28 protein-coding genes are annotated in these 24,482 nt (G+C 47.8%); 3 read left to right on the top strand and 25 right to left on the bottom strand.

Annotated elements, in window-relative coordinates; genetic code table 11:
* Nucleotide 1: 1 nt before the first annotated feature.
* The 9 genes from B0G52_RS33690 to B0G52_RS35445 form a co-directional block, all read right to left on the bottom strand.
* A complete protein-coding gene (locus B0G52_RS33690; protein ID WP_094050830.1) occupies nucleotides 2–805 on the bottom strand; it encodes a hypothetical protein in 804 nt (267 codons plus the stop codon).
* Nucleotides 777–1,586, bottom strand: coding sequence for a ParA family protein (locus B0G52_RS33685; RefSeq protein WP_094050829.1), 810 nt, complete (start codon nucleotides 1,584–1,586; stop codon nucleotides 777–779). Before B0G52_RS33685 ends, B0G52_RS33690 begins: the two co-directional genes overlap by 29 nt.
* Before the next feature lie 922 nt (nucleotides 1,587–2,508).
* Nucleotides 2,509–3,438 carry a coiled-coil domain-containing protein gene (locus B0G52_RS33680; protein WP_143762686.1) on the bottom strand — a complete coding sequence of 310 codons (930 nt, stop codon included), beginning with the start codon at nucleotides 3,436–3,438 and terminating at the stop codon, nucleotides 2,509–2,511.
* Between the two features lie 467 nt (nucleotides 3,439–3,905).
* Nucleotides 3,906–4,496: an LPD29 domain-containing protein gene (locus B0G52_RS33675; protein ID WP_094050827.1), complete on the bottom strand. Its 591-nt coding sequence runs from the start codon at nucleotides 4,494–4,496 to the stop codon at nucleotides 3,906–3,908.
* A 58-nt stretch (nucleotides 4,497–4,554) separates the two neighbouring features.
* Nucleotides 4,555–4,851 carry a hypothetical protein gene (locus B0G52_RS33670; protein ID WP_094050826.1) on the bottom strand — a complete coding sequence of 99 codons (297 nt, stop codon included), beginning with the start codon at nucleotides 4,849–4,851 and terminating at the stop codon, nucleotides 4,555–4,557.
* A gap of 67 nt (nucleotides 4,852–4,918) precedes the next feature.
* On the bottom strand, nucleotides 4,919–5,758 hold the full coding sequence (locus B0G52_RS33665; protein WP_094050825.1) for an ArdC family protein: 840 nt from the start codon (nucleotides 5,756–5,758) through the stop codon (nucleotides 4,919–4,921).
* Nucleotides 5,759–5,857: 99 nt separating this feature from the next.
* Complete coding sequence (locus B0G52_RS33660) at nucleotides 5,858–6,142, bottom strand: hypothetical protein (RefSeq protein WP_094050824.1); 285 nt, start codon at nucleotides 6,140–6,142, stop codon at nucleotides 5,858–5,860.
* A 6-nt stretch (nucleotides 6,143–6,148) separates the two neighbouring features.
* The gene (locus B0G52_RS33655) at nucleotides 6,149–6,313 is read right to left on the bottom strand and encodes an aspartyl-phosphate phosphatase Spo0E family protein (RefSeq protein WP_094050823.1); all 165 of its coding nucleotides are present in this window, start codon (nucleotides 6,311–6,313) and stop codon (nucleotides 6,149–6,151) included.
* Nucleotides 6,314–7,653: 1,340 nt separating this feature from the next.
* Nucleotides 7,654–8,022 carry a hypothetical protein gene (locus tag B0G52_RS35445; RefSeq protein WP_143762685.1) on the bottom strand — a complete coding sequence of 123 codons (369 nt, stop codon included), beginning with the start codon at nucleotides 8,020–8,022 and terminating at the stop codon, nucleotides 7,654–7,656.
* Nucleotides 8,023–8,193: 171 nt separating this feature from the next.
* Here B0G52_RS35445 and B0G52_RS33640 point away from each other — a divergent pair, with 171 nt between their 5' ends.
* From B0G52_RS33640 to B0G52_RS33630, 3 genes are all read left to right on the top strand, one after another.
* Nucleotides 8,194–8,517, top strand: a complete 324-nt coding sequence (locus tag B0G52_RS33640) for a helix-turn-helix domain-containing protein (RefSeq protein ID WP_158223989.1) — start codon at nucleotides 8,194–8,196, stop codon at nucleotides 8,515–8,517.
* 157 nt (nucleotides 8,518–8,674) lie between these two features.
* Entirely contained in the window at nucleotides 8,675–9,007 is a 333-nt protein-coding gene (locus tag B0G52_RS33635) for a helix-turn-helix domain-containing protein (RefSeq protein ID WP_021624032.1), read from the top strand.
* Between the two features lie 463 nt (nucleotides 9,008–9,470).
* On the top strand, nucleotides 9,471–10,079 hold the full coding sequence (locus B0G52_RS33630) for a PBECR4 domain-containing protein (protein WP_094050819.1): 609 nt from the start codon (nucleotides 9,471–9,473) through the stop codon (nucleotides 10,077–10,079).
* 133 nt (nucleotides 10,080–10,212) lie between these two features.
* Here B0G52_RS33630 and B0G52_RS33625 read toward each other — a convergent pair whose 3' ends face one another.
* The 16 genes from B0G52_RS33625 to B0G52_RS33550 all read right to left on the bottom strand — a co-directional run.
* On the bottom strand, nucleotides 10,213–12,603 hold the full coding sequence (locus tag B0G52_RS33625) for a heavy metal translocating P-type ATPase (protein WP_094050818.1): 2,391 nt from the start codon (nucleotides 12,601–12,603) through the stop codon (nucleotides 10,213–10,215).
* The gene (locus B0G52_RS33620; RefSeq protein WP_094050817.1) at nucleotides 12,596–12,964 is read right to left on the bottom strand and encodes an ArsR/SmtB family transcription factor; all 369 of its coding nucleotides are present in this window, start codon (nucleotides 12,962–12,964) and stop codon (nucleotides 12,596–12,598) included. The genes B0G52_RS33625 and B0G52_RS33620 overlap by 8 nt, the downstream gene beginning before the upstream one ends.
* A 370-nt stretch (nucleotides 12,965–13,334) precedes the next feature.
* A complete protein-coding gene (locus B0G52_RS33615) occupies nucleotides 13,335–13,958 on the bottom strand; it encodes a class I SAM-dependent methyltransferase (protein WP_094050816.1) in 624 nt (207 codons plus the stop codon).
* Between the two features lie 509 nt (nucleotides 13,959–14,467).
* Nucleotides 14,468–15,268: an arsenite methyltransferase gene (locus tag B0G52_RS33610; RefSeq protein ID WP_094050815.1), complete on the bottom strand. Its 801-nt coding sequence runs from the start codon at nucleotides 15,266–15,268 to the stop codon at nucleotides 14,468–14,470.
* Nucleotides 15,269–15,514: 246 nt separating this feature from the next.
* Complete coding sequence (locus tag B0G52_RS33605) at nucleotides 15,515–16,570, bottom strand: flavin-containing monooxygenase (RefSeq protein ID WP_094050814.1); 1,056 nt, start codon at nucleotides 16,568–16,570, stop codon at nucleotides 15,515–15,517.
* A gap of 54 nt (nucleotides 16,571–16,624) precedes the next feature.
* The gene (locus B0G52_RS33600) at nucleotides 16,625–17,074 is read right to left on the bottom strand and encodes a MarR family winged helix-turn-helix transcriptional regulator (RefSeq protein WP_094050813.1); all 450 of its coding nucleotides are present in this window, start codon (nucleotides 17,072–17,074) and stop codon (nucleotides 16,625–16,627) included.
* Between the two features lie 248 nt (nucleotides 17,075–17,322).
* On the bottom strand, nucleotides 17,323–18,963 hold the full coding sequence (merA, locus tag B0G52_RS33595; RefSeq protein WP_094050812.1) for a mercury(II) reductase: 1,641 nt from the start codon (nucleotides 18,961–18,963) through the stop codon (nucleotides 17,323–17,325).
* Between the two features lie 133 nt (nucleotides 18,964–19,096).
* Nucleotides 19,097–19,357, bottom strand: a complete 261-nt coding sequence (locus B0G52_RS33590) for a hypothetical protein (protein ID WP_094050811.1) — start codon at nucleotides 19,355–19,357, stop codon at nucleotides 19,097–19,099.
* Nucleotides 19,354–19,779, bottom strand: a complete 426-nt coding sequence (gene merR, locus B0G52_RS33585) for a mercury resistance transcriptional regulator MerR (protein ID WP_094050810.1) — start codon at nucleotides 19,777–19,779, stop codon at nucleotides 19,354–19,356. Before merR ends, B0G52_RS33590 begins: the two co-directional genes overlap by 4 nt.
* Before the next feature lie 457 nt (nucleotides 19,780–20,236).
* Nucleotides 20,237–20,680, bottom strand: a complete 444-nt coding sequence (locus B0G52_RS33580; protein WP_094050809.1) for a protein-tyrosine phosphatase family protein — start codon at nucleotides 20,678–20,680, stop codon at nucleotides 20,237–20,239.
* Between the two features lie 3 nt (nucleotides 20,681–20,683).
* Entirely contained in the window at nucleotides 20,684–21,154 is a 471-nt protein-coding gene (locus B0G52_RS33575; protein ID WP_094050858.1) for an ArsI/CadI family heavy metal resistance metalloenzyme, read from the bottom strand.
* 10 nt (nucleotides 21,155–21,164) lie between these two features.
* Nucleotides 21,165–21,590, bottom strand: coding sequence for an arsenate reductase (thioredoxin) (arsC, locus tag B0G52_RS33570; protein ID WP_094050808.1), 426 nt, complete (start codon nucleotides 21,588–21,590; stop codon nucleotides 21,165–21,167).
* A 29-nt stretch (nucleotides 21,591–21,619) separates the two neighbouring features.
* Nucleotides 21,620–23,032 (bottom strand): arsenic transporter, encoded by a 1,413-nt coding sequence (locus B0G52_RS33565; RefSeq protein WP_094050807.1) that lies wholly within the window; start codon nucleotides 23,030–23,032, stop codon nucleotides 21,620–21,622.
* Nucleotides 23,033–23,047: 15 nt separating this feature from the next.
* A complete protein-coding gene (locus B0G52_RS33560) occupies nucleotides 23,048–23,371 on the bottom strand; it encodes an ArsR/SmtB family transcription factor (RefSeq protein WP_094050806.1) in 324 nt (107 codons plus the stop codon).
* A 14-nt stretch (nucleotides 23,372–23,385) separates the two neighbouring features.
* The gene (locus B0G52_RS33555) at nucleotides 23,386–23,817 is read right to left on the bottom strand and encodes an arsenate reductase ArsC (protein WP_094050805.1); all 432 of its coding nucleotides are present in this window, start codon (nucleotides 23,815–23,817) and stop codon (nucleotides 23,386–23,388) included.
* Nucleotides 23,818–24,252: 435 nt separating this feature from the next.
* On the bottom strand, nucleotides 24,253–24,482 hold a 230-nt coding region (locus B0G52_RS33550; RefSeq protein WP_094050804.1), incomplete at its 5' end, for an SHOCT domain-containing protein.

Genomic DNA, 24,482 nt, shown 5'->3' with positions numbered 1-24,482 from the left:
CTCACCGCCCGCCTGATTTCTCGATGTTGTTAAGCTCTTTTTCAAGCACGTAATTGATAAAGCGCATCTTAAAGCCCTTTTTCTGCCCTGCTGCCAGCTTGTTGAAGCGTTCGAGCAAATCATTGCGGATTAAATACGTGTCACGTGTATGGGTATCCTCAACACGCGGCGGTTTTCTTTCTTCGGCGTAAATGCTTAAAAAGCTCTCATACTTTGATTGTTCAGATTCACTGTTCAGTTTTACTACTTCGTTTGATTGTTCAGATTCACCGTTCAGCTTTACAGCTCCGTTTGATTGTTCAGGTTCACTATTCAGTTTTACTGCTTCGTTTGTTTGTTCAGATTCACTGTTCAGTTTTATCGCTTCGTTCGATTGTTCAGATTCGCTGTTCAGTTTTATTGCTTCGTTCGATTGTTCAGGTTCGCTATTCAGTTTTACTGCTTCGTTCGATTGTTCAGATTCGCTGTTCAGTTTTATTGCTTCGTTCGATTTTTCAGGTTCGCTATTCAGTTTTACTGCTTCGTTTGTTTGTTCAGATTCACTGTTCAGTTTTACTGCTTCGTTTGTTTGTTCAGATTCACTGTTCAGTTTTATTGCTTCGTTCGATTGTTCAGTTTCACTGTTCAATTTTACTGCTTCATTAGATTGTTCAGTTTCGCTATTCAGTTTTACTGCTTCATTTGATAGTTTAATTTTATTATTCTGTTTCACTTCACTGTTTCTATGTTCTGTTCCATTTAACTGTTCAGTTTTTTTTGAGGAAAATGTATCAAAATCAGCCAATGCTTTGCGCTGTCTTGCCATGCGTTAATACCTCCTCCAAAATATCATAATAAGATTTTACGAGATGGTTTCCAGGATCGGCCAGAACAGCCGGTTGTCCTTCGTAGGCAGTAGCATTCGCGAAACGGATCGATTTGGAGATGACGGTTTCGTACATATGTAAACCATGTTCAAGGCAATATTTCCGAGCCTTTGGCAGCATTTCTGAATGCAGTATAGTCCGAGAATCAACCTTCATCGCAACAATACCATCAATGACCAGTTCAGGCCGATGCTTTTGTTGAAAATCTTCAACAACTTCGATGACTTGAATAATACCCGCAACGGCAAACGTTTCTGGTTCAAACGGTATAATGACGCGATCCGCAGCAGCAAATACATTTCCGGCAATCAAACCCATATCCGGCGGCGTATCGATGAATATAAAATCGTATTGATCCCGAATGGCATCTAACGGGCCTTTCAGCAAATATAGCGGACGCCGGTACGTCTCCACGTCAGCCAGCACATCAAATACGAGAGTGGCCATATCCTTGTTGGCCGGTACAAGATCAAGCCGATCCATTAAAGGCACCTTTACGGCCTCCATCGATACACCATCCACGAGCACATCGTAAATCGTTTCCTCGAAATGAGCAGGAACCTTCCCGAAAGCCATGGAAGCATTGCCTTGCGGATCGGTATCAATGATAAGTACCCGCGCCTTGGGCTGTTTCGTAACAATGGCCGTCGCAATATTGGTGACAAAACTGGTCTTCCCAACCCCGCCCTTGTTGGCGGAAACTGCGTAGACAATCGCCATACTTTCGACCTTCTTTCATGTAATAGTTTTTTTATTCAGATAAACTGTTCAGTTTTAGTGTTCAAGTTCACGTTTCAGTTAGATGTTTCAATCATAGCATAGCCCAGTCATGTAGAAAAGCTCCCCCTCCGCCCCCGGAACGGGGGAACGCAAAGGGCTTGCGCCCTCTGCACACCGCCCCCCGCCCTAAAGGGGGCGGGCCATGCAAGGGGTTGCATGGCGTCGGATAGCGTCGGCGGTCGGAACCGCTCGTCAAGGGTTCGCTAACGCCGCTGACGCGCCCTGGACGGCTCTCTGCCTGCTTCATATGCGACCAAGGCGAAAGCTCGACAGAAAGCCTTTTTACGTTGCATGACACGGTATCACGTGATAAAATAACGGGTATAAAGACATTAGAACGAATCTCACCGTAGGCGGCCAGCCAAGTACGAGGTATACGGGTAACACGTTGATCCGTATACTAAGAAGAGCCTTCACCGCAGCGAACGGTAAAGACTCTTAGGACCCGAAAGGCTGTGGATCATCACGGCGCGCGTGAAACTAAATAGCTAGTTCAAGCGAAAACCACCGTTTAGGCTCTCCAACCTACTTAGCGGTGGTTTTTCGCTTGTTACGAAACTTACGACGCGCCCAGCGATAGAGCTTCCGGATACCAAACACAAGGCTTAGTATCGTTACGATCCAACGCAGCACATCATAAAACGCCACAAGTGCGACCATCGGCGTCACCCCCTTTCGGGAAGCTGCGCCGTGGCCCGAAAACATCCACCACTATTCAAAGTCCATAGAGTCGATTATAGCATGTCCGTTCCGACCACTCTACTAAACTCTCAAATTCCGAACAGTGGATCTTCAGAGAGTGGAAGAATCGTTCGGCATTTCAGGCGTTTCTCGCCTTCAGCTTGCGCCGATCCAGCCCCCTTTATTGCTGCGGCTTATCCCCGCCCCGACCTTTCGATGCAGCGGAACGCCCCTGCGTTTGCAATTGCTCCCGAAGCTCGTTAATCTGATCATATAATTTCGTGATTTGCGCCGTTGACTCCTGCTGCTTCGCCGTCGCTTCCGCGCTAACTTTCTCTAACTTCTCTTGGTACTCGCTCCGCGCCTGAACCAACTCGCGCTCCCGCTGCACATCGAGCTTTTCTTTAAGGCGTTCCAGTTCTTCCGCATGACGCGCCTCCAGTTGCGCGATCCGCTCCGCATGCTGCTGCTCGATGCGCTGTTGTTCCCGTTCGAGCGATGCGATTTGGTCGGTTTGTTTCTCCGCTTGCCTCGACAGCTCGTCCACTTGCCGGTGCAGTTCCTTATTTTCGTCCATCGTCGCTTGAAAATCGGTGAGCTGCGCGCTCAAAGCCTTGTTCTTCTCCTCGTACTGCTCCAGGAGCAAATTAGACTTTTTGGTGTTATCCTCGTATTGCGCAATCTGCTTCGCTTGGTCGCTGTTTTCTTTGCTCAAGCGCCCGCCTTCATCCTTGAGCTGCTTCATTTCAATCGTCATATCGGCAATGGTTTGCTCCTGCGCCAGAAATGCCGCATTTCGCTCGGCCAATACCGCCTCATGCCCCTGTGTAAGCTCCAATCGCGCTGCCGCCTCAGATTGAATCATCATCATAAAGATTTCTTCGTCGCGGCGCTTGTGGTATTCACGTTCTTCCAACAGCTTGCGATAGCCCGCAGCAACGCCTTCTTTGAGCTGCTGCATCTCGACGAGCTGCGCCATGTATTCCAAAAACTCGCCTTCTGTGGGCAAACCGCTTTCCGCAAACAATTCCTCAACCTTTTGTTTGATTTCAGGACGTACCCGGATCGATTTCGTGACGGTTGGCCCTTTTGTTGGTTCATTCATGGACATACGCTTCACGCTCCCTTGTTTACTTTTCTTTATTATACCACATAATGTTTACCGTGTTTACACTGTTTACAACATAATTTTAACGAATAAAAGGAAAGAATACGAACCACCGCGCGACCTCGGACGCACTCCCTCAACCTTCCCCCAAAAACCCGGACCCCCTCTTGTTCGATTTCTGACATTCTGTAAACGTTTGAATCCTCATTTTTCAGTATATTTACATAGATTACAAAGTAAACTGTCTTGATTCTATCTTTTCCATTATGCAAACATTTAAACCCTGTAAACATAGTATGTTTACACCGTTTACGATGTTTACATCACATAAACCGGACTTCGGCCGATCCGTTGAGGTAAGCGGCGACGGCGCAGCATGCGCGGTCGCCGGGGTTTGGGAGCCGGGCCGGGGGGTCCGGGGGGCGGAAAGCCCCCCGGCCGCGCCGAACGCAGCAGTCAGGGCAGCACGTCTATATATGCAGACGGCGGCAAAATTCCGGGTCGAGCGCCCGCAGCCGATCAATAGCCCGGCCAAGAGCAGCGCGCGGCATGCGGAGCTGATAGCCGTAGCGCCCTTGGGCCTCCAAGTCCTCGAGCCGCCGCAGCCGGTGCATGTATTCGCTCCAGGCGGCTTCCCAAGCCTCCATTTGTTCAAGGACGGAATGCGTCTTCTGGTTGATGATCTCCCGTTCAGCGGCCAATAAAAGGGGCTTGGTGGCATCCTGCATCGATACGCCCTGTTCGGCCAAACGCTCGGCGACGCGGGCGCGCCTCGCAGCGCTCAAGCGGCGGCTTGTGCGCAAATACTGCGCCCCAACAATGCGCCGCCCCTCCCAACCATAGCCGACCGCCTCGCGGCGATCCTCGCCGCTGCTGCGCCGTGTCTCATAGCTCTGAAAGGCATGCAGAACGTCTTCCACGTCCGGCACAAACGGCCCATCTTCCCAATTCACTAAAACGCTATCGGCCGACGAACGCACGGAAAAGGTTTGCCCCGGAAAGGCGCGCCGCAGCGCCGCCCGAATTTTTTTTGCCGTCTCGGTTCCGCTTTCATAGTGCATCGGTTTTCCTTCCTTTCGTATGGGGGGTCCGGGGGGCTAGTAGCCCCCCGGCCGTGCTTTACAGAACGAGCTGCCGGCCGCTGGCTTTCAATTGCATCATGGAATCATAGAGCGTGCTAATTTCTTCGTGCGCATCTTCCCAGCCATCCGCAATCGCCCATGTAATCGCCGCGCCATCAAAGGAAATGACGACATTCGTTTTATAATTGCTCTCGTCCCGAAACGTGGCGTCGTACGTATAGGACGGCGTTTCCCCCGGCTCCTGCTTGATGTCGCTTTCCTCGAAATCGAACAAATTCCATTCCTGAAACGCCTTGCAAAAAAACACGTAATCCGGATACGTCACCGTTTGCATCGCTGCCCATTCCCTTCCTATGTGGATATGGGGGCCAAGGCCCCCGATTTGTCGGTTGCCTTGGCTGCTATTCCTCGCCGTCCGTGAAGCTGATGCCCTGCATGTAGTCCGCGGCGCGCTGCGCCTTACCTGCGGCCAGTACAATCATGCGTTGATCGTCTTTGAGCGCCCGCAGCCAACCGTTAATATAGGACGCGCTGTTTTCAATGGTCGTATTGTCGATGCCGCAGACGCCGCACATCATGGCCGCGCCGATCTCGGCAATCAATTCTTCTTTGCTGTAATTCTCGTCACCGAATGCGGCCAGCTCCGTAATGCCGGACCGGTTCAGCCGCTTGGTATGGCCGGTCGAATGCACCAGTTCATGAAACAGCGTGCAGTAATATTCCTCGGGCTGCTTGTAATCCACCATCGGTGGAACGCTGATCATGTCATCTCCTGGCCGGTAGAACGCCCGGCCCGGCGCGAAATGAATAGGCGGCCGGTCCGCATAGCCGGTTACAAGCCGTTCGGCTTCCTCAATAGGGTCATGCTCATACGCCGGTTCGCTGTTCCGTTTGCTTTCCAGTCCTTCGCATTGCGTGGCAATATTGAACACCTTGTAATAGCGTAAAAGCGGTATTTTCTCCGTCTCGCCGGTTTCCTCGTCCTTCTTCTCCAGCCACTTCCAGAAAACCACGATTTCGCCTTTTACACCCTTCTTCACGGTGCCGCCCGCCTCCGTGATCCGCTTGAATGTGGCATACTCCCCGGCGTCAAGCAGCAGCGCGTTAATGCCCCGATACGGCTTTTGCGTGAGCCAGTTCACCGCCGCGCCGCTTCTCCATGGCCTGCGCCACGGCACGACGCCGCTTTCGAGTAGCTTGACAATCCGTTCCGTCACCATTTCATAAATTTTTTGGCTCATGTTTTGCCCTCTCCTTTACATGTGGTAAAATAGAGGGGCGAAGGGGTTCGCAAAATTTCTTCGCCCCGGTCCGATTGCTCCCTAAAGCAAACGGGCCTTTTAATATTCGGAAGGTAATAAAAACGTGGTCGCGCTGTGGTCGCGTTCCGTTATAATCCAGAATGTGACGCCTGCCGCCGTGTGATAAACCGACAGCAGCCGTTCCCCCGTTTGCAGCGCCTCGTCATTAACGGCCCGGTCGTCATCGCAGACGTCGCCCCAATCGCCACCAATATGCCGGGTCAGCGCGGATATGCGTTCATCCTCGCTGACAACTTCTAGCGCGCCCGGCGTGGTGTACACCTGCCCCAATGGAAATTTGCCTCGGAAAACATGAATCCTCATGCCTGCTCACTCTCCCTTTTTCAAAGCTCGGTTGTATTCGTTTAGCAGCTCGTCCAATTCTTGCGACTTCAAAAGCACTTCTTTCGCCATCGCGCCTACCTGTTTCGCAAGCGTGTTCAATTCCGCGCGCACCGCTTCGATTTTTTCGCGCAGTTCGTTTACTCCCCGCATGCTCTCACCTCCTTTCACGCCGCCAATATCCGGCTAAAATCGCGCGGATGCTGCCCGCATCCTTTGCTTGTCCATCCCGTTTTTTCCTTCTTTGACTTGACTTTTTGGCCCTGAAACCCTCATCCTGGTCCCGCTTGCCGGTCGAGCCAGCGCGGAGCGTCTTCTTTCAAGGTTTGGAGCGTAGGGGCTTCCTTCGTGCTTCCTGGTCTTGCGTATGGAGTTTTCAAGGAACAGGTACATCCTGTATACCGCAGCCGTCGCAGATTTTAGAGCATATCCGGTTCTGGCTGGCAAGGGTCTGCCCGTCAGGGATAGGCAAAATTTTTTGAGCGCTCTTCTCAAAAAAATTTGCCTACCCTTGCCAGCCACGGTTCGGATATGCTCCCATGCGACGGATCGGCTGCGGTGTACAGGATGTGGGCCTTGAAAAACGGAAGGAGCAAGGCCCGCGCGCGAAAGTACCCCTGCGCTGCCAGGCCGTTTTTGCTTCCTGGAACCCGCTTGCAAAGCTTTTGGCTTCCCCGGCCTGCCCGAATCGCTTTTGGCACGATGATGAAATGGAGCGTCAGCGAAATGGAATCATGGTGCCGCCCTGCCCCGTAGAGCCATGATGGGTGCGGCAGCGTAAGCGAGAGCGCCCATCATGGATCGAGCGTTACCCAGAGAAACGCTTTTGCTTCCCTGCGAGGCCCGTTAAAAATCCCAATGGAACCCGGCGTCTTTCCGGGGTCGCTTGGGATTTAGGGCCGGTGAACCGGGGGAACCGGTTTCCTTCATTCGGATTTTGATGTTTTTGGATCCAATGGCCACAAAAAAACGTTCGGCTTTCCGCCGAGATCCACGCAGGTCTTTCCGGCTGCAGAAGATCCATTCCGCAAAAAAGCCGAACGATTCGCTTCATGCCAAACGTGAACCGCATAAAGCTGTGAAACAAAAAAAGAGCCACAGCGCAAGGCCGAAGCTCAAAAAAGGGTAGAACAGCCGGAAATGACAAAACCGCCCCCTGGTGCGGCATTGGACGCAAAGCCTCCCATAACGGTATGCCGGTGGCCGTTAGCAACCCTATGCGTCTACTCCAAGTCACCGGCCTTCCGGAGCGAGCTGCGATCCGTTGGCGCACGATCTATTCGTCGAAGCATTGAACGGCCGTGTCCGGACCATCCGGATTAGTCTAATTTAGAAGGAGGCTGCGAATCTCGCCCCTCTTGCTCCCGGCGTTTCACTGCCTGCCGGTCCAGGACGTACAACAAGATAAAACAGATGACACCGAGGACGAAAAAAGCAACTCTTCCGGCAGGAGACATGTTGAAAAATAGTTCGGAAAACATCGCCTGTCCCTCCTAAAGCGCAAACGAAACGAATTGATAAGCGTAGTAGATCATGGCGCATAAGGTAAGCACAATATAACCAACAAAGCCGGAATAAACGACAGCCATACCGCCATAACCCCACAGCTTCCAGTACCAAGCGATCGGTTCCTCTTCTACCTCTATCCAAACCGAACGCGGCCGAGGCAAAGTCCGGTAGAAGCCCCAAACATTTAGGTATGAGCGGTCTTCGTCATCGGACGCCTTCACTTCCCATCTTTTTGCCGCTTCGCCTTTGCCTCCCCCTCCTGCCAAATCGCGAAAAACAGCAGGATCGTCAACAATAGCAGCGGCAAGAGCATGTCTGCCGGTTTCGTCAAGTTTGGAACCAGGATATTCCACATGATCTCCTCCGATTATCTTTTAAGTTACAAATCATAAGTGAAAAAGCATATTATATACTACATTTTATCTTATACGATAAATATATGGTTAAAAACTTATCTTTTAATCATCTGCATAGTTAGGCCCAAGTTGCTTACACTCAAAAGGAAAGAAAGGAGTGTAACGACCTTGGGATATACAACACTGCAACGGGTTGGCAATGCTGTCCGGCATACCCGATTAAGCCAGGACTTGACGCAAGAGGAATTGGCCGAGCTGATCGGAACCAGCTATACCTATATCAGCTCCCTGGAACGCGGACAGCGTAACGTAACCATTCAAACCCTAGATCGAATAGCAGAAGCTTGTCGAACCGACTTGTTCCGGATGCTACAGCTCGACGGACCGGAGGATGAAACCATTATTGAAATGTTGGCTCTTTTAATGAGCCGTGACCCATTGGATCGTAAAAAGGTACTCAATATCGCACGAGAAATGTTCCGGTCCCAATGAGGAAATGAGGGCGCGTTTAAAATCCCAAGATGTGGAAAGTATACACCAAAAGAACCCGTGAGTTCAATTATATTTTGTATATTTGAACTTTTGATACTCTCCAAGCACATCATATCGTTGGTCTACACTTCTTAGTAGAAAGAGGTGAACGACCAACGTGAGTCATCTAGCCAAAACGATAGGGGAGCAGATACGGCACTACCGCACATTGAGGGGTTGGACCCAAGAGCAATTGGCGGAAGTGCTAGAATCGCAAGGAACCTATATCGGCCGCGTCGAACGCGGCGAACAAAACATACAGCTTCAAACCTTGGAAAAAATAGCCGATGCGCTACATATAAACGTATATGCCCTGTTCAGTGAGCGCGATCCGTTTGAGCATCTAAAACAGGATGAATGGATATGGCAATCCGTGATGCTCCTCAAAGAGCAGAACGTGCAGGATCAGGAACGAGCCTTTCGGGTTTTGCGTGAAATGTTGAAACACTAAAGGGATGCTGCCCTGTTCAATTTCGGACATGGCTTTGCCCCCGGTGCTAAGAAAAATCCCCCTACTGACTTCACTCCCTCGCTACTCCAATAGATCGGTACGATTTCGCTCTATCCCAACTGTCCGTTGCACAATCCGGGTTTCCGTTGTATAATATACAGGCAAGATAAAGTAATCGGAGCGTAAGCTCGCACCATGGGCAACGTGGTGTTCCCTGCCGGGGGGACCATAATTTCCGTGTTTACCGACCGTTTGTGTTGCCGAATGATATGGATTTTCAGCAATTAGGAAACACTTATATATAGGGATCGCCAGCGATCCGCACCACCGGGTAGCGTGGTGTTCCCCGCCGGGGGGACCATAATCTCCGTGTTTACCGACTGTTTTTGCTACCCATCAGCTTAACAAGGCGGCTCTGATGTGGATACATCAGAGCTTTTTTTGTGCAAGGAGACATGATTCCATGACGCTAACACTCGAACAATTAGTTGCCCGAACGACCAAACCCTTGATTGCGGATATTAGCCTTCAAGTGCTTCAGCAGTTATATGAGCAGTATCTTCTCCCTTATACGTTTACATATGAACTGGAGAACCATGAACCTGTTAAGCTGCACTTCGAAAAGGACAACTTCTGTCACCTGCTGGGATTAGAAAAGATGGTCGCGGGCAAAATACGGCCTCAAGATTTGAAATTGTACCGGGGGCCGGAAGGCTGGGACAACATCAAAAACGGCACGATTGACCGGGAACATATGCGGTCCCGCGCAGGCAAACCGAACTTTAACAGTCTGAAAGGAAAATGGATTTATTTTCTCGCCATTCCCCGCATCCTCACATCCGACACAGCCATGATTAAATTTCATAAATTAGGGGCAGAATTACTCATATACGGCGGTTTTGATAACGCCATCGTACACCTTGGCATATCCAGACGAGAAGAAACGGAATTTAAAACGTGGTGTCCGCGCACCATCCTGGAGGAAGGCAAGACACCGCCGCTGTACGGAACCAAACATATTGATGGACAACCAACACTTCGCATTCTTTCTTTTAAGCAGGATGCGAAATAAAATGGATTATAAACCAAAGGCGCGGCTACACGCGCAATGACGAAGGCGCTACCAGACTAACCGGCAGCGCCTTCGCTTTTTATCCAACTATTCGTCCCCCCCTAACTCAACTGAATGTTTAGTTTTATGCCCTTTATTCCTTGACTCTCATCAGTCGCAAACCGTTTAACGCAACCAGAAGCGTTGCTCCCATATCGGAAAGGATAGCAATCCAAAGCGTTAACCAACCCGGGATGACGAGCAGTAAAGCAATCAATTTAATGGCCAGCGCAAAGGTAATGTTTTGCTTAATGATATTTAAAGCTCTACGGCTTAATTTGATTGCGAATGGAAGTTTCCTTAAATCGTCTCCCATTAAAGCTACATCTGCCGTTTCAAGAGCTGTATCCGTACCGGCTCCGCCCATGGCAATCCCAACCGTAGAAGCTGCAAGTGCTGGAGCATCGTTGACACCATCGCCAACCATGGCGACATTGACGTAATCGGCTCGGAGCTGTTTAATAAAGTCTAATTTATCCTGTGGCATCAATTCGGCCTGCACATCCGATACGCCAACATGTCCGGCGATCGCATTTGCGGTACCTTTGTTATCACCGGTAAGCATGATCGTTTTCTTGATCCCGAGCTGATGCAGCCTTTGAATAATTTCTTTACTGGATTCACGTACTTCATCGGCTACCGCGATCACCGCGAGAATGTCTTTGTCCGTTCCGACAACCATAGCCGTTTTTCCTTGACTTTGCAGTGTAGTCACCAGTTGTTCTTGCTCGTTACTAAAATGAGCAGTAGCTAATTCTTTAAAGAGTTTCGGATTACCAATGTAATAGATGGTTCCGTTAACCGTACCTTTAATTCCTTTACCAGTGATGGAAGAAAAGTCATCAACCACGACGTCGGAATAAGATATATGTTCCTGTTCCGCTTTCTTCATAATCGCCGAAGCTAGAGGATGCTGCGAACGGTACTCTAATGCAGTAATGATGGAAAGCAATTCTTTATTATTTGTTTTTTGGCTGAATACGTTGAAATCCGTTACAACCGGTACTCCTTTGGTGAGTGTGCCGGTTTTATCAAACGCAATAGCCTTTATGGCCCCCATTTCTTCGAGGTAAATACCGCCTTTGACAAGTACGCCATTTTTCGCTGCATTTCCGATTGCAGATACCATGGAAATTGGAGTGGAAATCACGAGTGCGCAAGGACAACCAACTACAAGAACGGATAAGCCTTGATAAACCCAGGTAGCCCAGCTTCCATCAAAGAAAAGTGGCGGAAGTATCGCGACTAATGCGGCAATGACCATAATGATCGGCGTGTAATATTTCGCAAACTTATCGACAAAGGCTTGGGATGGCGCACGTTCTCCCTGTGCTTCCTCAACCAGGTGTATGATCTTCGCGATGGTCGTATCATCGACCAACTTGGTTACTTTGACTTCAAGGAGGCCTTCTTCATTTAATGTCCCCGCAAAAACCTCATCATCCACCGTTTTGCCAACGGGAACGGACTCACCGGTGATCGCGGCCTGATTGACGGCAGAGTTGCCGCTGACCACCACACCATCCATGGCAATCTTTTGACCGGGCTTCACAATCATGATATCACCAACGGCGATGTCATCGACATTGACCATCATTTCTTGTCCGTTACGCCTAACGAGTGCTTCTTTCGGTGCAATGTCCATTAAGGAACGAATCGATTGTCTAGCCCGATCCATCGAGAAGCGTTCCAACGCTTCACTGATTGCAAAGAGGATAACCACAATTGCACCTTCGGCCCATTCCCCAATGATCGCAGCTCCGATTATGGCAACTGTCATGAGTGTCTTCATGTCAAATTCAAATCGTATCAAGTTTTGAAAACCGACTTTAAAGAGCGAGAATCCCCCGATCACAATAGAGGCTGCAAATAACAGAGAAGTGATTAGGTTTTCTTCCCCATTTACATATTGAGAAATATATCCGAAAACCACCAATAAGACTGCATTCAACAATGTGCTATGTTTTTTGTAAAACGGTTCTTTCACTTCTTTGATGCCTTCTGGTTTCGCTTCCCGTGCTACTTTTTCCGGGGTCACTTTTAAATTTTCAAACGCACCAGCTTTCTCCAGTTCTTCAATGGAGGCATTACCATATATTGCGATTTTCGAAGCCCCGAAATTCACTTTCGCATCCCGAACCCCTGGAAGCTGCTTCACGTTATTTTCAAACTTCCCGGCACAATTCGCACATGTAAATCCTTGAACGTTGAATACGTTTTTTTCCTCGTCCACTTCCGGTTTTGCCACCCGTACCGGTTTTTCAGGGATGACTTTAAGATTCTCAAATGCACCGGCTTTCTCCAGTTCCTCAACAGTGGTTTCACCGAAAACGGCAATTTTTGAAGCGCCAAAGTTCACTTTCGCATCTTGAACGCCTGGCAATTGCTTGACATTATTCTCAAATTTCCCGGCACAATTCGCGCATGTAAATCCTTCAACGCGGTACACGTTTTTGTTCTCTAAGGGTTCAGCCACTTTATTCAACGCCAACAACCTCCTTTTGATGCTCAATGGCGAGCCTTATCATTTGTTTAAGCTGCTCATCCCCCAATGAATAAAAAACGAGCTTCCCTTCCTTCCGATAATTCGCAATGCCCATGTTCCGCAGCAGCCGTAAGTGATGGGAAGCCGTCGCCATCGTGGAGCCGATGATATTGGCCACATCACAGACGCATAACTCGTCTTCATCGCACAGGGCATAAGCAACCTTTAGCCGCGTATGGTCTGCAAGCACCTTAAAGATTTGCGCCATATCCTGAAAATCATTTTTGCTTAATTTTTTCCGGACTCGATTGACCTTATCCTCGTCATAACAAAAGATCTCGCATGTATCTTGGTTCTTCAATTCCCATCACCTCAATCTAATATTCATTTGATTATTATATTATGCTTGCGCCATTGTTTTGTCAAAGGCAAACAAAACTAAATATGAATGGGATGGCCAAGGGCAACTTTGAGACATACACCTCCGAGTCCCGATTATCCACCAGCAACACTTTCTTGCCGAGCTGCGCGGCTCGTATAGCTGCAACAATAACCCCCAGAACCACCGCTGCCCCGAATCAACTTGAATTTGTCTAATTAATTTGTTCTTGAAGATAGACTCCCTCATTGCATAAAATGATGTAAGCCAGTGAAATTTCAGGGCTGGTATAAAATCTCTATTGTCTCGTTTATCAATCTTTCATCCTCTATCCGGCCATCTTGCCAGTAGTTTAAGCTTGGATTTTACGAAGTATGATTTTCCGATACATACCGTTAAATAAGGCAGACTCATCTTCCTCCACTCGAATATGGTTTCCGTATGGTTTTACGACTTGTTCAAAATGACGGCCAATGTCCGTCCCCATCAATGCTACGACGGGACGGAGGAATTTCTTAATTACGGACAATTCCTGCGAGGGAGGGGCAAATTTATCGAAAATGACTATGCGTCCCCCAGATCCAGTAACCCGAATCATTTCTTGAAAACATTGATCCGGATCGGGTACGACAGATAGGATCAGATTCGCAATGACCATATCGAACGATTCCGGAGAAAAGGTCAAATCTTGCGCATCCATTTCTGTGAACGTAAAGTTTGGTGCATCATATTTATTTCTTGCTTTATCAAGCATTTCGGATGACAAGTCGATTGCAGTAACAGAAATATCTTTGCCCATAATGAACTGCAAGTCTGCTCCCGTACCGACGCCTACAAAAAGAATTTTGCTTTTCGACTTAATGTCGAGGTTCTCAAAAATCTTTTTCCGGGCGTTTAAAAAAGGGCCAGAATTAAAGAAATAATCATAGAAAGGAGCCCAGAACCGATAAATCACTTTGTTCCAAGAGTTATTCATAGTCGATTCTTTGCCCCCTAAAACAATCAAATGTTAATTTGATTATTATAATACACCAAACCTCTCGAAATATTCAAATACATATTTGATTATTTGTTCGACTTGAAAAAATCATAAGTTCCGAATAAGTAGCTCAAAAAAGTGTGAAGGAACTGACATGCTGCCCCCTCGGTGGAAAGGATACGGCATTGGACCATATACGGAGATTTTGATAACGCCATTGTACACCTTGGCATATCCAGGTGATAAAGAAACCGAATTTAAAACGTGGTGTCCGTCCGCGCACGATTCTGGAGGAAGGCAAAATACCGCCGCTGTATGGAACCAAACATATTGATGGTCAGCTTCGCAATATTTCCTTATAAAGGGGATGCGAAATATATAGGGTATAAACCGCAAAGCGCAGCTATACGTTGCAAAGGCGAAGGCGCTGCCAGCTAACCGGCAGCGCCTTCTTATTTATGCTTGTTCGGCTCAACACGAGCTGCAACAGCTCGGCCCGTCATGGCTCAAGGCTTGATGGCACGTATCGCGGCGGACACTAGGTATTGTTCGACATTTGCGTCAGGAATCCAATCCTTGATGAACGTGCGGGATTCGTCTTTAGGTTCGATCTCAATTTGGGTAAAACCGCTTTGCGCAAGCATGGCTTCCAGTTCGCTGATGGAGGAAGCTCCTGAAATACACCCTGAATAGATACGGTCGATATCCTGCTTGATTTCATCCGGAAAATCGGCTGTTGCCACGACATCCGATATGGCCAGTCTGCCGCCGTTACGCAGCACACGGAACGCCTCGTCAAAAACCTGCTGCTTCGATGGGGACAGATTAATGACACAGTTTGAAATAATTACGTCAACCGAATGGTCCTGAACCGGCAGATGCTCGATCTCGCCCAGCCGAAATTCCGTATTGGTAAATCCGCTTTTGCTGGCATTTTCGCGGGCGCGGCTGACCATTTCCGGTGTCATATCCACACCAATGACGCGGCCAGAGGCGCCGACCTGACGGGAGGCAAGAAAGCAATCAAACCCGCCGCCGCTGCCCAGGTCCAGCACGACTTCTCCCGGTTGCAAAGCGGCAATGGCTTGCGGATTGCCACAGCCGAGGCCCAGGTTCGCCCCATCCGGAACGGCTGTCAGTTCTTCTGACGAGTAGCCCATTTTAGCGGAAACGTCCGCGGGCGACTCGCAGCAAGCATTAGCTGGCGCTGGCGTACAACAGGACCCTGCCCCTACGTCCTGTAAGGCGATTTCTTTATACCGATTCCGAACGTTTTGACGAATTTGATCATTACTCACTTGATTCATGAAAGATCACTCCTTAGTTTTTTATACAATCAACAGCAGCTCGCAGCGCAGCAAGCCGTTGGTGTTGCACGAATGATTGGCCGCCTACTAAAGAATCGGACCGATTGCTTTCGCATAACGTCTGACCATTTCCACGCTTCCCTAGCCGATCGTTCAATTTCCCTTTGGCGTTGTTTCATGAGCATTTCCGCAGCAAACCAATTGAGGTTCAAGTCGGTCCCATCCTTTTATCAAAAAATGTAAGCATCAGTGTTTAAGATGATGCAAGAGCTTTTTCACAACAAACTGCGCGTCCGGCCCCACCCCCCTTAAGGTAGCAGAAGCAAAGGAACGCTGCCCTTCCAGCCCCACATAATAAAGCCCCGGAACGTCGCTTATGCCTGCTTGATGTAACGGCCTTCCTTCCGCATCCAGCGCGCCAATCGCTTGAAGGTAGGGAAGATGCGGCCGGTAGCCTGTCGCAAAGATCACCGTATCCACCGGCTCTTTTGTCCCGTTCGGCCAAATGACGCCATCCTCATAAAAGGATGTGAACATCGGTTGTTGATCCGGTTTTCCTGCCGCTACTTTTTCTTTGTACCCGCCCGAATCGTTCACCGCACTTGAACTCGGCGCGGTTTTCCCGAACCGCCAAAATGGAAAGGTGTCAAACCCAATCAGTTTGATCCAAAAATGCACATCCTGACCCAACAGCCTCGATTTCATGAATTGGACCGGCCGGAGTACCGCTAAAGACGTCTTGCTCACCTCGGCCAGCTCAACACCGATCTGTACGGCAGAATTGCCGCGCCCGACCACCACTACGCGTTGATTGCGAAATGGCTCCGGATTCCGGTATTCGGAGGAATGAAGTGTGCGGCCTTGAAACGCCTCCTGCCCCGGCACAACTGGCGTATAGGGATTGTGAAAGGAGCCGGTCGCATTAATGATGGTGCGCGCCCGAAACGTATCCCCTACCATCGTACGAACCGTAAACCCTTCTCCATCCCTTTCGACCGATGCTACGCGCTGATTGGTTCGGACCGGCAATTGAAATTTTGCCCGGTAATCCTGTAAATAACGAATGACTTCATCACGCTTGGGATAGCCATTCGGATCGCCGGGGAACTTCATGCCTGGCAGCGACGAGAAACGTGCTGGAGAGAACAGTTTGAGACTATCGTAATAACGCGGCCACGAGCCCCCCGCCTCGTCACCCGCATCCAAAATCAGAAATCGAAGTCCTTTCTTCTGAAGATGATAGCCGGATGCAAGCCCCGCCTGCCCCCCTCCAATGACAATCGTATCCAATACCTCATTCATACCCAACATCCTCCGATTTATTTGCAAATTGCAAGTATAAGAGAAAAGAAACCATCACCCGATGGGGGTGGAACAGCATAGGCTGGATTTTGACATCGCTTCATTCAAAAGCTTAATGGAGCGAATGACCGTTTCTTTTTCAAAATCGTTCATGTGAGAGAAAATCTCTGCTAAATAAGCGTTACATTGCTGGTCAATCGTTGTGGCCACATATTTGCCTTCTGTCGTGAGAGAAAGCACATATACCCTTCGGTCGTTGGGATCGGGCGATTTTTTCACTAAGTTCATTTTGATTAACGATTGGATTTGTCGGCTAAAGGTCGTTATATCGGTTCCTAACGCCTCGGCTACCTGCTGAATGGACGGTTGATGCTGACGATCGATCTCGTAAAGAATATGGCTTTGCACTAAGGAAATATCGCAGCCACCGGCGGAGCAGCAATTTTTATTGAGAAACCCAAAACGGCGTGTCATGATTTGAAATAGTTCGCGTACATTTTCCACTGTGGTTTCACCTCATAAATTAGTTATACAATAATTATTTGCAAATTGCAAATACATTAATCACAAAAAGGGGTTTAGTACCATCGTAGCTGACCACCCGCAAACACATGTAAATAAATGGAGTTTGTATCAGAAACGAAAAACCAGCTAAACACTAACTTAATGTGTTTGACTGGCTTTCATTTCATTACCTGTAGAAAGGTTAAGACATATAACTTAACGGTTGATTTATCAACACGTCATTTATTTTATCCAGCACAACATGACAATTTTGATACGTCTTTATTGAATGTAAGAGCTGCGAGTTTTAATCCTTCAGCCATCGTTAAATATGGTGCTAAGCTTTCGCGTAGATCCTCAACAGTTAAACCGAACTTGACTGCAAGTGTAGCGGCGTAAATCACATCTCCGGCGTTTTCAGAGACAATATGAACACCAAGCAGTTTTAACGACTTGGAGTCAGCTACCAATTTAAATACGCCTGTTGTTTCGCGATTTACAAGTGCTCTAGGCACTGAATCCAGAGGCAGCACAGACGTTATCACTTCATACCCTTTTGCTTTGGCTTGTTCTTCCGTAAGTCCTACGGTTGCAATCGATGGTGAAGTGAACGTAACACCAGGAACAGCTTCAAGATTTACTTTTTTCTCTAAGCTACCAATGGCATTATCCGCCGCGATGCGACCTTCATAAGCTGCCACATACACAAATTGCGGCCCCATCGTTACATCTCCTGCAGCATAAATTCTGGGGTTTGAAGTTTTTAAAAGATCATCAACCACGATTTCACCTTTTGCGCCTACTTTTACATTTGCGGCAGACAGATCCAGGGCTTCGGTATTTGGTTTTCTGCCAGTTGCAATAAGTAGCTGCTCTGCTTTGATGACTTTCTTTTCGCCATTAACGGAAATATGAACTTGCTTTACGTTGCCGTTTGCTTCAATCCGCTCATACGTGACGCCGGTAATCAAGGTAATACCTTGCTCCGTCATTGCCTTTGTTACTGCTTCGGAAATTTCTGGGTCATATTCTTTTAAAATGCGTGGACTTCTCTGCAAGAGCGTTACTTCTGACCCTAAATTATGAAACAGCTGACCTAATTCCATAGCAATATAACCAGAACCAATTACAGAAAGTGTTTTAGGTAAATGTTTAAGGTCGAGTAGTGACGTACTTGTTAAATAATGAACGTCTTTTAATCCTGGAATATCTGGAACGGAAGGTCGGGCACCTGTCGCGATTAAAAATCGCTTTGCGGTAAGCTTTCGACCACCCACCTCAACTGTTTTTTCATCAATGAATTTGGCTTCACCGCGAATAAGCTCAAATCCGTACTCTCCAATTAAATGTTCATACTTTTGTTCACGCATCTCAGCTACCAATTCATCTTTTTGTTTTACCAACTGCTCCAAATCGACCGTTTTTGCGGATGTAGCGAGTCCAAAAAAAGGGTTGATTTTGGCCAAATGATTGATTTCACCGGCACGAAGCAGGGTTTTGGATGGTATGCAGCCAATGTTGACGCACGTACCGCCTACGGTTCCCCGCTCGATCATAGCTACCTTTGCTCCATGTTCTACCGCTTGTATTGCGGCAGCAAATGCTGCTCCACCGGAACCGATGATCAGAAAATCATAATCGCCCTCATTACCCATAACCGGAGCATCATGGGATTCAAGCACTTGCGCATCTCCGGGTTGATATCTCGTTTCGTTAATGGCTTTTTGGGCTGTATTAATATCCACATCGTCAGGCAATTCAAACGTGGCTTCATTGCGGCGAAAACTCGCCTCAATATTAACAGCTCCAATGCCTTCAAGTGCAGTTGCAACGTGCTTTTCACAGCCGCTACAAGTCATCCCTTGCACATACATTCGGTATTTTTTCATCGACCAACACCAGCCTCTACTATAGAATTTGCAAATTAATCATGAGCCAAGAGCAATGAGGGACCAAGGCAGCAGCTAGACATGAGAAAAGCCGATAAAACCGCTCCCCAGCTCGTTAGTTTTTCTCTCAAATTCATTCCCCTCGTTTTCGCGGTGGAACCGAGCAACAATCGTGTGCTGTATCTGTTTTCGCTTGCTTATTTGCTTGTTTGAACATCATCAAAATGGAAATCACAAATATAACGGCCAAAATAACGCTTCCGATTGTTTGATAGGCGCTAAAATATGCACCAAGCGTTGTTCCAGCTAGCAGAGGCAGTATCAAAACCAGATGACAAGGACATGAGAGCAAAGCTAAAAAGCCCCATCCAACTTTTTTGACATTTTCTTTCACTGAATTCCCTCCTTTTCCTCTTGATCATTGTCAATAAGCGCTTCGATAATTGGGCAATCATGAATGGCCTTCTCATCTGGACAGCGAATTTGTAAATCCTTTAGCATCGTTTCGATTCGTTGCAGATCTCTGATTTTAAACTGAACTTCCCGCAACTTTTGCACAACGAAGTCATTCATATCTGCACATCTCACATCGTCTTTATCAACGACGCCGAGCAATTTATTTATTTCAGATAACGTAAAACCAAGCTCCTGAATACGTTTAATGAATTTGATTCGGTTTATCGAATCTTCCGGATAAAGCCTGTAGCCTGCATCCGACCTTACAGGTTCAGCAATCAGACCTTTTCGTTCGTAGTATCTGAGCGTTTCTTTATTCACACTACATAATTTGGATATGTCTCCTGAACGATATTTCATGATTCACCACCCCGTTATAAGTGTAAACACTGTACCATGGTACATAGTCAAGACATTTTTTTATTATTCACTTAAAGTTCCGATATTATTTCTGGCATTGGAACTTTGGATTGCTTTAATAGATTGTTTCCTATTTTTCATAGGAAATATAAACTTAATCCAATATAATAGTTCCGATTCTGACCATATAAAACGAGGGAAACCAAGATTGGATTCGCTATGTTATTTAAGTTTTTTCAGAACGTGGCCCGTTTTCCGACACACAAGTTCGAATTGCCAAACAGATTTTTTCCGATCCAGAACTGTATGCCAGGACGATTGGACTGGCCGTTCCATCACTTACCATCGAACACAGATCCGTGAGTTCTTTGAATTTCGCGAGGATACAATAGAGGACTCAGATGAAATGACAGAATGCAAAAAGAAAACCACTCGGCTGAGTGGTCTCCTGGCTTGCTTATTTATCGGGATATAATTTATGCAAAGATTCTCTCTGTGATGGTTTAATATCAATGATGGTGCGAATGCTCTTCGCCTTGGCCTCGGCTTCGTCAAGCGTTTCACTTAATCCCAAAGCAAGTAAGGTGCCCGCGGCTACCGTACCGGTCCGCCCCTTTCCTCCGCCACAATGAAAAGCCACTTTCTTGTTTTGATGATAAGCTTCGGTGACGGCCTGGATCGCTTGCTCGAAGGCTTTTTCTTGTGGCATAGCGGCATGATCCGCTAACGGAATTTGAATCCATTTCGCACTCGCCGCTGGATAGGCGCATTCCGTCGCTTCGCCGCGAAGATCCACGATCACGTCGATACCTTCATTTTTCACCATCGATTCCACATCAGTTGCCGCGCCCATGAAAATTTTATCGGGAATCAAAGCATGGTAGGTTTTTTTAGACGCCATGGACTATACTCCTTTTTTGAGCGATCCAAACTCAATAGGAACCGGGGCCGCTGGCGGCGCGCAGCACAGGGACAAATCCCTAGCTTCTCCGGCGGATTCGAATTCGGAATCTTCTTTTGTGTAGAAAATCTCCCAAGCGTTGCCGTCCGGATCATATACCCAAACTTTATCCTGCACCGCATAGCAGCATGTGGTATTCATCTCGTCAATCAGCAGCAGTCCGCTTTGACGAAGCCTCTCCCCCATGGCCAGCACTTCTTCCGTATTATTCACTTGAAATCCCAAGTGGTTCAGTACACCCTTTTGTTCGAAGGGACGTACATTGAGCGAAAAATGAAGCGCCGGTTCTTCTAACTCGAATTTGGCGTAGTTATCTTTAACCTTACTCGGTTCGGCCCCAAAAAAAGCGCGATAGAACTCCAAAGACTTGTTCAGCTCCGTGCAGTTTAAAGCAACATGCATTCGTTTGATCATCTTCGCCACCTCATTTCCCTTCTTTGACGAATTGTTCAATCCGGTTCTTAATCGAATCGCGAACGGTGCGGAACTGGTTCATGATTTCCTCTTCCGTTCCGGTTGCTTTTGCCGGATCATCAAAACCCCAATGCCATTTCGTTACGTTCTTGTTGGAGATCACAGGGCAATGCTCGTCGGCGTGGCCGCATAAGGTAATGACATAATCGGCGCGATTCAAAATGTCCGGATCGATCACATCGGAGGTGTTTTTGCTAATATCTACGCCAGCTTCTTGCATGACTTGCACCGCACGCGGATTCAGTCCGTGTGCTTCAAGACCTGCGCTTTTGACTTCATATTTGTCGCTGCCTAGCGCGTTTAAAAACCCGTCCGCGATTTGGCTTCTGCAAGAATTTCCGGTGCACAAAAAATAAATTAACGGTTTTTTCTCCATGGTGAACAATCTCCTTTGATTTCAATTCGTTAATCGCCTTGATGAACTCTTTTCGCTTGTTTACTTCCAATAAAAGACTTCATGATCAATGCAACCACCACCAGGACGACTACAATCGCCTCAATACATAGCCATACATTCACCTGTAACGTCTGGAGAACATAAAGCCATACATAAAGACCGGTGAGCGTAATGAACAACGTGGGAATAGTTAACAGGATGCCGACTTTAAAATAATAGCCCCATCTGATTTTCACGTTTTTCGTGGATAGAACATGCAGCCAAAGTAGCGTGGCCAAGGAGCCGATTGGCGTAATTTTCGGTCCTAAGTCCGAACCGATCACATTCGCATAGATCAGCGCCTCACGAATGAACCCATCGGTTTGCGTACCTTGGATGGCCAGCGCATCGATCATGACCGTGGGCATGTTGTTCATAATGGACGACAGGATGGCTGCAATAAAGCCCATACCTACGGTAGCCACAAATAACCCTTGGTCTGCGACCGCTTGAATGACGCTGCCTAGTGCATCCGTAAGTCCGGCATTGCGCAAGCCATAAACGACCACATACATGCCGATAGAGAAGATCACGACAGCCCAGGGAGCGCCTTTTACCAGTTTCCAGGTATGAATCGCAGGGCTTTTTCTCGCCGCGAACAAAAAGGCAATCGCGGCAACCCCGGCAATAATGGATACAGGGATCGAGAAAAATTCGCTGATAAAATACGCAACAAGCAGCGCGGCTAAAATGACCCAAGATAACTTAAACAGCCGCATATCCTTAATGGCTTCCTTCGGCCTTTTCAGTTGCGTGAGATTGTAAGTATTCGGGATGCTTTTCCGGAAATACAGATACAGCACAATGAGGCTCGCAATGACGGAAAAGAAATTCGGAACGATCATGCGGCTCGCGTATTCCGCAAAACCGATGTTGAAATAATCGGCGGATACAATATTCACCAAGTTGCTGACAACAAGCGGTAAAGATGCCGTATCCGCAATAAACCCACTGGCCATAATAAACGGCAGGATCATCTTTTCATCAAACTTAAGTGCCCGGACCATGGCGAGTACAATCGGGGTAATAATCAAGGCCCCGCCATCATTGGCAAACAAGGCGGCAACCGCCGATCCCAGCAAGATGATAAATACAAACATGAGCAGGCCGTTTCCGCGGGCCAGCCGCGCCATATGCAATGCAGCCCACTCAAAAAATCCGATTTCATCCAGCACCACTGAGATTAAAATAATGGCCACAAATGCCAAGGTGGCGTTCCACACGATGCCTGTTACGGTGCCGACGTCCGCGAAGCTGACCACGCCAAATAGCAAAGCAAGGATCGCTCCGGCACTTGCCGACCAGCCGATATTTAATCCTTTCGGTTGCCAAATGACAAAAAGCAACGTTACCAAGAAAATGAAAATCGCTACATAAACCATATGCTTCCTCCTGAACTACGTACAGCAATCATTGGTTTCGCAAATAGCAGGCTCAATCAGCGCCGCTTGCGAAGGAATTTCTTTTAGAATATCCAAAATATAAGGCTTGTCTTCCAGACAGAGCGAATAATAAACCCACTGTCCCCTGCGCGATTCTTTGACCAAGCCCCCGTCCCGCAGCTTCCGCATATGCTGACTGATATTGGGCTGGCTCGTTTTCAAAATATCCACGATCTCGCACACGCACAGTTCCTTCACCTGCAACAAGGCTACGATAGTGAGCCTGTTCCGATCCCCTAATAGCTTCAGGGCATCCGCAACTTCTTCTAGTTTGCTCAACTGCTTCACTCCTTTTAAGCGACGGGAATGTCCATCCCTTTTAACAACCCGATCACTTTCTCCCGAATCTCGTCACGCGCTCTCTTCACGTCTTCCAGGCTGCCGCCGTCTACAGCCAACGGGTCGGGGATCTTCCACTCAACGTTCATGATCTTGAACGGTACGATAGGACAACGTTCCACATTTTGTTCGCACAGCTTGACGATCGCATTCGACGCTAAAAAAACCTTCATATCAATTTTTTTGCAAACATGCTGGGAAAGATCGATGCCTACCTCACGCATAGCTTCAATGGTGTAAGGATGCACTTCTTTGGAAGGATCTAATCCAGCACTCTCCACCGCTACATGGCCCCCGCCATAATACTTGGCAAAGGCTTCGGCCATCTGACTTCGGCACCGATTTTGCCCGCAAAGGAAATATATCCGTTTGACTTCCCGTTTCATTCTCCCACACTCCCCTACCCGGTGTAAATAGTAATATAATTATTTGCTTATTTCTATTATGATCATATACGCCAATTGTTAACGCAATATCAACGTTGAAAAAAAAGCCGCTACCAGTGAAGAAGCTGCCGATTATTGTTTCCGGGCCCAAAAAAATCCTTCGTCCCATCGTAGTAATGATGGGCACGGACATCGGACGATATTTCGAACAAATCATCATACCGTACGAGAAACAATTCGGGTAGAGGAAGATGCGTCCGCCCTGTTTAACGGTATGTATCGAAAAATCATGCTTCAAAAAATTACAGAGACTAGTTGAATCGCTGTGGCAGCGAAGTAAACACCCCTCAAAGAGCTTGCTGTTTGGGCAATGTTACGCGTATGTATGTAGTTTAAACTAATGAAAAATGGGCATTTCCCCCATTTCAGATTCCCTTATTTCACTTCATTGATGACTTTTCTCATTCGCAAATACTCATCATCATTAATTTCTCCTCTGACATACCGTTCTTTTAGCATAATCAAAGGACGATCAACAACACGGCTCTTCATCATCAGTAATCGAGCAACGTAAGCGTCAAATAGCCCCCACCTTGAGATCAGTGGGAGCTGGCGTAGGCTAAGTATTAAGACTGATGCATTCGGCACGTGTTCGGCAACGATTG

The organism is Cohnella sp. SGD-V74 (assembly GCF_003001675.1).
Classification (GTDB): domain Bacteria; phylum Bacillota; class Bacilli; order Paenibacillales; family Paenibacillaceae; genus Cohnella.
Note: the sequence above shows the minus strand (reverse complement) of the source record. Positions and strands in the feature narration are given on the sequence as shown.

Bases quoted from the DNA above. Each gene is read 5' to 3' on its own strand.
- B0G52_RS33690 (WP_094050830.1), bottom strand. From the start codon at position 805: ATGGCAAGACAGCGCAAAGCATTGGCTGATTTTGATACATTTTCCTCA.
- B0G52_RS33685 (WP_094050829.1), bottom strand. From the start codon at position 1,586: ATGGCGATTGTCTACGCAGTTTCCGCCAACAAGGGCGGGGTTGGGAAG.
- B0G52_RS33680 (WP_143762686.1), bottom strand. From the start codon at position 3,438: ATGTCCATGAATGAACCAACAAAAGGGCCAACCGTCACGAAATCGATC.
- B0G52_RS33675 (WP_094050827.1), bottom strand. From the start codon at position 4,496: ATGCACTATGAAAGCGGAACCGAGACGGCAAAAAAAATTCGGGCGGCG.
- B0G52_RS33670 (WP_094050826.1), bottom strand. From the start codon at position 4,851: ATGCAAACGGTGACGTATCCGGATTACGTGTTTTTTTGCAAGGCGTTT.
- B0G52_RS33665 (WP_094050825.1), bottom strand. From the start codon at position 5,758: ATGAGCCAAAAAATTTATGAAATGGTGACGGAACGGATTGTCAAGCTA.
- B0G52_RS33660 (WP_094050824.1), bottom strand. From the start codon at position 6,142: ATGAGGATTCATGTTTTCCGAGGCAAATTTCCATTGGGGCAGGTGTAC.
- B0G52_RS33655 (WP_094050823.1), bottom strand. From the start codon at position 6,313: ATGCGGGGAGTAAACGAACTGCGCGAAAAAATCGAAGCGGTGCGCGCG.
- B0G52_RS33630 (WP_094050819.1), top strand. From the start codon at position 9,471: ATGACGCTAACACTCGAACAATTAGTTGCCCGAACGACCAAACCCTTG.
- B0G52_RS33615 (WP_094050816.1), bottom strand. From the start codon at position 13,958: ATGAATAACTCTTGGAACAAAGTGATTTATCGGTTCTGGGCTCCTTTC.
- B0G52_RS33610 (WP_094050815.1), bottom strand. From the start codon at position 15,268: ATGAATCAAGTGAGTAATGATCAAATTCGTCAAAACGTTCGGAATCGG.
- B0G52_RS33605 (WP_094050814.1), bottom strand. From the start codon at position 16,570: ATGAATGAGGTATTGGATACGATTGTCATTGGAGGGGGGCAGGCGGGG.
- merA (WP_094050812.1), bottom strand. From the start codon at position 18,963: ATGAAAAAATACCGAATGTATGTGCAAGGGATGACTTGTAGCGGCTGT.
- merR (WP_094050810.1), bottom strand. From the start codon at position 19,779: ATGAAATATCGTTCAGGAGACATATCCAAATTATGTAGTGTGAATAAA.
- B0G52_RS33580 (WP_094050809.1), bottom strand. From the start codon at position 20,680: ATGGCGTCTAAAAAAACCTACCATGCTTTGATTCCCGATAAAATTTTC.
- B0G52_RS33575 (WP_094050858.1), bottom strand. From the start codon at position 21,154: ATGATCAAACGAATGCATGTTGCTTTAAACTGCACGGAGCTGAACAAG.
- arsC (WP_094050808.1), bottom strand. From the start codon at position 21,590: ATGGAGAAAAAACCGTTAATTTATTTTTTGTGCACCGGAAATTCTTGC.
- B0G52_RS33565 (WP_094050807.1), bottom strand. From the start codon at position 23,032: ATGGTTTATGTAGCGATTTTCATTTTCTTGGTAACGTTGCTTTTTGTC.
- B0G52_RS33555 (WP_094050805.1), bottom strand. From the start codon at position 23,817: ATGAAACGGGAAGTCAAACGGATATATTTCCTTTGCGGGCAAAATCGG.